This window comes from Pseudoalteromonas sp. BSi20311 (assembly GCF_000239875.1).
Lineage (GTDB): Bacteria > Pseudomonadota > Gammaproteobacteria > Enterobacterales > Alteromonadaceae > Pseudoalteromonas.
In genome coordinates this window covers 1-7569 of record NZ_BADU01000136.1, presented here as the reverse complement: position 1 = coordinate 7569, position 7569 = coordinate 1, and the positions used below count along the sequence as shown (strand labels likewise).

4 protein-coding genes and 1 pseudogene are annotated in these 7569 nt (G+C 41.2%); 2 read left to right on the top strand and 3 right to left on the bottom strand.

The genetic code is table 11. The features are described 5' to 3' along the window. Positions 1 to 31: 31 nt before the first annotated feature. Complete coding sequence (locus tag P20311_RS14075; RefSeq protein ID WP_008114037.1) at positions 32 to 2278, bottom strand: carbohydrate binding family 9 domain-containing protein; 2247 nt, start codon at positions 2276 to 2278, stop codon at positions 32 to 34. A gap of 141 nt (positions 2279 to 2419) precedes the next feature. Continuing rightward, the gene (fdxA, locus tag P20311_RS14070) at positions 2420 to 2743 is read right to left on the bottom strand and encodes a ferredoxin FdxA (protein ID WP_008114035.1); all 324 of its coding nucleotides are present in this window, start codon (positions 2741 to 2743) and stop codon (positions 2420 to 2422) included. Between the two features lie 188 nt (positions 2744 to 2931). Here fdxA and P20311_RS14065 point away from each other — a divergent pair, with 188 nt between their 5' ends. Next, on the top strand, positions 2932 to 4539 hold the full coding sequence (locus tag P20311_RS14065; RefSeq protein ID WP_024600895.1) for an NAD(P)/FAD-dependent oxidoreductase: 1608 nt from the start codon (positions 2932 to 2934) through the stop codon (positions 4537 to 4539). A gap of 92 nt (positions 4540 to 4631) precedes the next feature. Next, positions 4632 to 6136 (top strand): annotated as a pseudogene (locus tag P20311_RS14060) (amidase family protein). A 29-nt stretch (positions 6137 to 6165) separates the two neighbouring features. Here the strand turns inward: P20311_RS14060 and P20311_RS14055 are convergent. Beyond that, positions 6166 to 7467, bottom strand: a complete 1302-nt coding sequence (locus tag P20311_RS14055; RefSeq protein WP_008114027.1) for a DEAD/DEAH box helicase — start codon at positions 7465 to 7467, stop codon at positions 6166 to 6168. Positions 7468 to 7569 lie beyond the last annotated feature (102 nt).

Sequence of the window (7569 nt, the reverse complement as noted above, 5' to 3'; positions counted from 1 at the left end):
GCAAAATCTTACTTTTATATTATTTATAGCGTTATAACTGCCACGCATAACTGACTTTAGTAAAGAAAGTACGTTGGTCTCGCTCAATGCTTTTTAACGAGTCATCCTGATAACCTTTATCTGAATACCCTAAGTAAAATAAGGTTTGTGCGTTAATTTTGTATGAGTACACCAGCTGACTACCGTAATCTTTGTTGATTTCGCTAACCTGATAAAAGTAAGCATCCTCATTTCTGTCTATATCTTCAAACTGTAAAATCAGCTTAAGCATAGCGCGCATACTAAACTTATAATAAAGCCTAAAATCAATAAGGTTTGCGGTAAAAACACGTCGCCCTTGGTAATCATCTAAATGGCTATAATTATGCCTAACATCGACCTGCCAATGGTTATTAATATCCCAAACAGCCTGCGATTGTGTGGTTAAAACATCGCCTAGCTGCTCATTAGTGTAATCTATACGGCTTGCGTATTCGGCATATAACGATAATCTCAGATCTTTTGACGGTCTAAAAGCCGTATAAAAATAACCAATATTTTGGTTATAAAACTTGCCGTTATAATTTTCATAGCGATTTAATAAACCCAGCTCAAATACAGACTGCTTTTGACCTTGAAAGGTCATGTAACCTTCGTATTCTTCTTCAAGTAACTCGCCATTTTGCGCCCAGGTTTTATCCCAATCGGCGGTGTATGACCAGGTTGTTAGCATGTCATGTTCATCACCATACCAAGTTTGTCCGCCACCAAAGCCTACTTTTTCATAGTCTACCTTTTCTTGATAACCTAAATCGGTGCGGTAATCCTCACCAATATTGTCATAGGTCGCGTAGAGCTTATAATCACGCTTATCGCGTGTCAGCTTTAATGCATACGCCATATCCGACTGAGTGTCTGCTAAATTGTAGTTATCAACTAAAAACTGCGAGTTGTTGGTATCAGCATGGGCTATTTGGTAATTAAGCGTATCTGACTGATTAAACCAATAGCTGCCATCAACCGATAACACCGTATTATGGTAATCACTACTTTCTCTATATGTTGAAGTGACACCAATAGTACCTTGTTGGCCAATATCATATTGGTATCGAGCCACCGCCGCCTTAGTTTTATCATTTAGGCTGGCAAAGCCTGAGCCTTGGTTGCTGGGCAGTAAAACATTACTGTTGTCGTCATCGGCAAACATTAGCGCATAACTGTGGCTATCGGTTTTACCGGTGAGCTTTGCACCAATATTAGGCTCAGCTATGGTACGGGTATAAAGCAGTTCAAATAAATTACTTTTAAAATAAGACGCGCCATCTAAGAAAAACGGACGCTTTTCAGCGTAATAAATAGAGTAAGTGGTGTTTACATCCAGTTCTAAAGAATCGGTTTCTACCTGAGAAAAGTCTGGATTTATGGTGGCATTGATCACGGCATCTTTGGTGATTCCCCAACGAAGATCAAGCCCTACTTCAGTGTCTACATCGCCATTATCCCACGCACCCGGTACCTGTGTTTTTTGATCGTTTCTCAGTGCGGTTAATGTTGGCGTTAGCTGTAGGTTTTTACTTGGTGCTAAATTATTAAATCCGCTTATTTTGTCAAACTGACATAAACTACATTTAATATCACGGTCAAAGCCTGTGCTTGATAATTGATACAACACATCACGCTGATAGTTTCGCATTACAGCAAAACCCCAGGTAGATTGATCTTTATTTTGCGCAAATCGCAGCGCTTTAAACGGAATACGCATTTCAACTACGTAACCTTGCTCGTTTATGGTACCGGCACTGTCCCAAATGGCATCCCACGATAAGTCTGACACCCATTCATCGGTATCCGTCATGCGAAGGTCACCTTGAGCGCCCAGTGGGTTTACATAAAACTCATAGCCTGTACGTTCATCGTTAAAGGTATCAATCACCAAACCGACAGTATCATCTTGCCAGAGGGTATCTCTGTCACGAAGCGCCGCGCGAATTTTACTCGGATCGGGGTCGTAAGCTACAAACGCCACATATAAATTATGACCATCGTCATAAAGGTATGCATCTGTTTTTACTGGCGGTGTGCCTTTTTCATTCGGCTCATCTTGGTAATTTACCGCAACATGTGTTGCTTGTTGCCAATGTGGCTCGTTAAGCACGCCATCTACATCAATATTTTTATTAATGTGCGCGAGTTGATAATTAAGCTTATCGGCAAGTGCATTAGGGCTGAGAGTTAAACCGAGGCTGAAGCTGATAAAAAACAGCAATGTTGTTATTTTTATAGGTATAAAGTACTGCATAAACATCCATTTAGGTTTATTTACTTGTTAAAAGTAAACTTTGCTCAGGAGTGTAAATTATACAGGTACATTTGTTAATAGTTGCGCGCTATTATTTGCAATAAAATTAACAAAAAACTAATACACAACGAAGTGGAATGATTATGTGTCGAGAAGTTTTAATTTATTAGCCACACCATTCCAGCTATCGGCATCTTCCGGGGCGGGTTTAACTTGCGTTATACGTGGCCATATTTCTGCTAGCTCCGCATTTAATTGGGTAAACTCTTTTTGCGATTCAGGTAATTCATCTTCTTGAAAAATAGCATCAGCGGCACACTCAGGTACGCATAAACCACAGTCAATACAGTCAATAGGGCTAATAGCCAAAAAATTAGGACCTTCAAAAAATGCATCTGCAGGGCATACTGATACGCAATCAGTGTACTTACATTTTATACAATTTTCGGTGACTACAAACGCCATAATGGTTTAATACCTAATGTTTCACAATAACAGCTGCGGATCATACCCAACCCTTACCAAAACACAATAAATAAGTGCCAAAAGTGGGCAATTTAACGTAACATATGGCGCTTATAAATCAGCGCTTTGTGCACACCCCTTATTGTGAGCGGAATTTAATCCCCGCTATGACACCTAAAGAGATATTAATGATACGTTTAACCGAAATAAAGCTGCCGCTTGACCATGACGAAAATGCCATTGGCCAAGCCATCATCAATAAATTAAATATAAGCCCAGAGCAGCTACACAGCTACAATGTGTTTAAACGCGGTTACGATGCACGTAAAAAAAGCGCCATTTTACTGATTTACACGCTTGATGTTGAAGTGGATAACGAAGCACAACTGTTAAGCTCGTTTGAAAAAGACCAACACGTTAAAGTCTCCCCTGACACCAACTACAAATTTGTAGCGCACGCCAATAGCAGTATTAAAGAACGCCCTGTGGTAATTGGCTTTGGCCCTTGTGGCTTATTTGCCGGTTTAGTGTTGGCACAAATGGGCTTTAACCCAATTATTTTAGAGCGCGGTAAAGAAGTGCGTGAGCGCACCAAAGACACCTTTGGCTTTTGGCGTAAAAAGGCCCTTAATACAGAATCAAACGTACAGTTTGGTGAAGGTGGCGCAGGCACGTTCTCAGACGGTAAGCTCTACAGCCAAGTAAAAGACCCTAAACATTATGGTCGTAAAGTCATTACTGAGTTTGTAGAGGCTGGTGCTCCTGAAGAAATTTTATACGTGAGTAAGCCGCATATTGGTACCTTTAAACTGGTAACCATGATTGAAAAAATGCGCGCCCGAATTATAGAACTTGGTGGAGAAATTCGTTTTAGCACGCGCGTTGACGATATCCATTTAGACAACGGCCAAGTGACTGGGCTTACGCTTTCTAATGGTGAACAGCTCGAAACTCGCCATGTGATATTAGCGGTTGGCCACAGTGCCCGCGATACGTTTAAAATGATCCACGATAAAGGCATTTATGTTGAAGCTAAACCCTTTTCAGTGGGCTTTAGAATAGAACATAAGCAATCAATGATTGATGAATGCCGCTTTGGCGATAATGCGGGTAACCCTATTTTAGGCTCTGCAGATTACAAATTAGTACACCATTGTAATAACGGCCGTACTGTATATAGCTTTTGTATGTGCCCTGGCGGCACAGTAGTTGCCGCAACATCTGAAGAAGGCCGAGTCGTCACCAATGGCATGAGCCAATATTCACGTAGTGAACGAAATGCGAACAGCGCTATTGTAGTGGGTATTTCGCCAGAAAAAGACTTCCCTGGGCATCCCCTAGCCGGCATTGATTTACAGCGTAAACTAGAAGAGCAAGCCTATGAACTTGGTGGTAAAAACTACGATGCCCCTGCACAGCTTATTGGCGACTTTTTAAAAGGTAAATCATCGGCTAATTTAGGGGATGTACAGCCTTCGTATACGCCAGGTATAAAACTGACTGATTTAAGCAACGTATTACCTCCTTTTGCGATTGAAGCCTTGCGTGAAGCAATTCCTGCTTTTAACAAGCAAATTCGTGGTTTTTCAACTAATGATGGCTTACTCACTGGGGTAGAAACGCGTACTTCATCACCAATAAGTATCAAGCGCGATAAAACCTTCCAAAGTATTAATACTAAAGGGCTTTACCCTGCAGGTGAAGGCGCGGGTTATGCGGGTGGTATTTTATCAGCGGGCATTGATGGTATTAAAGCCGCAGAGGCGGTTGCGTTATCGATGCTAGAAAACGCCTAACTCGATTTAATCGACCTTTATCGAAAAACCTCACATTGTGAGGTTTTTTTGTGCTAAAAATAACCTGTGTTTCCATAAAATAGATAATAACAATGAGTATAAAACGGCTACTTTTAACATTATGTGTTTGTACAATAACTAACTTACACGCAGCGGCTAACAATACAGAGCTTAAAACCATTAGTGACATTCACAGTGCCTATAAAAATAATAGCACTACAGCTGAACAGCTTACCCGCACTTATATCGACAGAATAAACGCGCTCAATCCTAAATATAATGCGGTAATTAGTATTGAGCCCACTGCAATTGAACAAGCCAAACAACTCGATGCACTATTTAAAGCCGGAAAATGGGCAGGCCCTTTACATGGTATTGCGGTATTACTAAAAGATAACATTGAAACAACAGGTACATTACCCACTACAGCGGGCTCATTAGCACTTAAAAATAACATTACCAATAAAGATGCCTTTGTGGTTAAACAATTACGCCAAGCAGGCGCTATTATTTTAGGCAAAGCGAACTTAAGTGAATGGGCTAATTTTCGCTCATCGTATTCGTCATCTGGTTGGAGTGCAATAGGTGGGCAAACCCATAACGCCCATGATGTAACGCGTAATCCGTGTGGTTCAAGCTCGGGCTCTGCTGTGGCGGTTGCTTTAAATTTTGCGCCTATTGCGCTGGGCACAGAAACCGATGGTTCAATTACCTGTCCTGCTTCGGTTAATGGGGTGTACGCCATAAAACCCAGTATGGGACAAGTTTCGCGCGCAGGCGTGGTGCCACTTTCTAGTAGCCAAGATTCGGTAGGCCCAATGGCACATTCTTTAAAAGATGCACTCGCAGTATTGTCCGTCATTCAAGGGGAAGACCCTAATGATGTATCAACACTCAACGTAAATAGAAAGCTTGATAGTATAGCGCCTAAGCCGTCACTGAGAATAGGCGCTTTACCTGCCAGTAAGTTTACTGTGGAAACACAAAAACTTTACGCTAAACAGCTACAAGCATTAAAAGACGCAGGTCATACCGTTGTCAATGTTGAAGTAAAAGATGATTTAAGCACACTTTACGTTGATGAATACGCTATATTGCTTTACGACTTTAAAGCCGAAATTAATCACTATTTAAGCCAAACACCAACGCAAGTAACGGTAAAAAGTTTAGACGATTTAATCGCATTCAATACCGCAAATAAAAAGCAAGAAATGCTCTACTTTGAGCAAGATATTTTACAGCAAGCCAACGCGGTTGATTTGAGTGAGAAACAACAATATCAAAAAACCAAAGCGCGATATCAAGCACTTGCAAACCGCGCTATTAGCAATTTATACCGCAATAATAAGCTCGATATTGTAATTGCCCCCACCGTTTCGCCGGCGTGGAAAACCGATTTAATTAACGGCGATAACTTTAAAGGCAGTAGTAGTTCATTGCCTGCCATTGCAGGGACAACTCATATTACTTTACCGGTTGGTAAAGTAAGCCACTTACCTGTTGTTTATCAGTTATAGCTAATCAGAACGCTGAAGCGGCTGCTTATGCGTACGCTGCTATTATCGATAATGTATTAGGCATAAAAAAACCTGAGTAAACTCAGTTTTTTTTAATGGCTTAGCTATCTTACTTTTTAAGTGATAGCTTTTCGCCTTTTAAGCTTTTACGTACATTAGAAATACGCGAACGGTTCTTCGCTCTCGCTTCACCGGTAGCTTGGCCTGATGGCTTATTAGCACGGGTGCGGCGTAAATGCGCTGGCTTTTTACCAATTTTATCAATCAGTACTTCACGATTACTTACTTCGTAACCTTCTAAGTAAACACGTTTAATTTTTTGACCAATTAAGGTTTCAATTTCAAACAACATGTTTTCTTCTTCGCGGCTAACAAACGAAATTGCTTGTCCTTGGTTACCAGCACGACCTGTACGGCCAATACGGTGTACGTAATCTTCAGCAAGCCAAGGTAAATCAATATTAATAACGCGCGGTAAACCGTCAATATCAATACCACGTGCTGCAACTTCTGTTGCAACTAAAACGCGTACTTTGCCTTCTTTGAATTCACGTAACGCACGACGACGGTTACCCTGCGATTTATCACCATGACACACTGCCGCTGGGATACCGTCTAGGTTAAGCTCAGTGACTAGCTCATCTGCGGTTTCTTTCATGTTTACAAACACCAGCACTTGCTGCCAGTTTTTCTTACCAATTAGCTCAGAAAGTAACTCTTGCTTACGGCGCTCTTCTACCGGGTAAACCACGTGTTGTACTGTGCTTGCGGTGCTGTTAGTTTGATCAACACGCACAATTTCAGGTTGCTTTAGCACTTTAGAGGCAAATTGTTTAATTGCTGCTGGGAAAGTTGCTGAAAACAATAAGATTTGACGCTCATCAGCACAGCTTTTTATCACGCTTTGCATGTCATTAATAAAGCCCATATCGAGCATACGGTCAGCTTCATCAAGTACTAAGTGTTTTACTTGGGCAAGGCTTAAGTTACCTAAACGAATATGATCAAGTAAACGCCCTGGTGTTGCTACTACAATATCCACACCTTCTTTGAGTGCAATTTCTTGTCCTGCGGTATTAACACCACCAAATAAACTCACTACTTTTAGCGAAGTGTACTTAGCAAAGTCTTTAAAGTTATTAGCTATTTGCTCTGCAAGCTCACGCGTAGGTGCAAGGACTAAGGCGCTTGGCGCATTCGTAGTACTGCTATCTGACTCAAATAACTTTTGGATAATAGGGAGTGCAAAGGCAGCGGTTTTACCTGTGCCGGTTTGAGCACTCGCTAAAACGTCTTTACCTTTACGAACAGCCGGAATAGCTGCGCGCTGAATGGGCGTAAGGGTGTGGTAATTAAGTTCGTCTAACGCCTGAATAAGTTCAGGGGCAAAACTAAAAGATTTAAAATTCATTGCTGTATAACCTGCGGCCACATTATCAAGGGTCGCAAATTATACAGTAAAATCGCTTAAACAGTTAGTTTTAAACACCAGAAACCACTAATTTATACACGG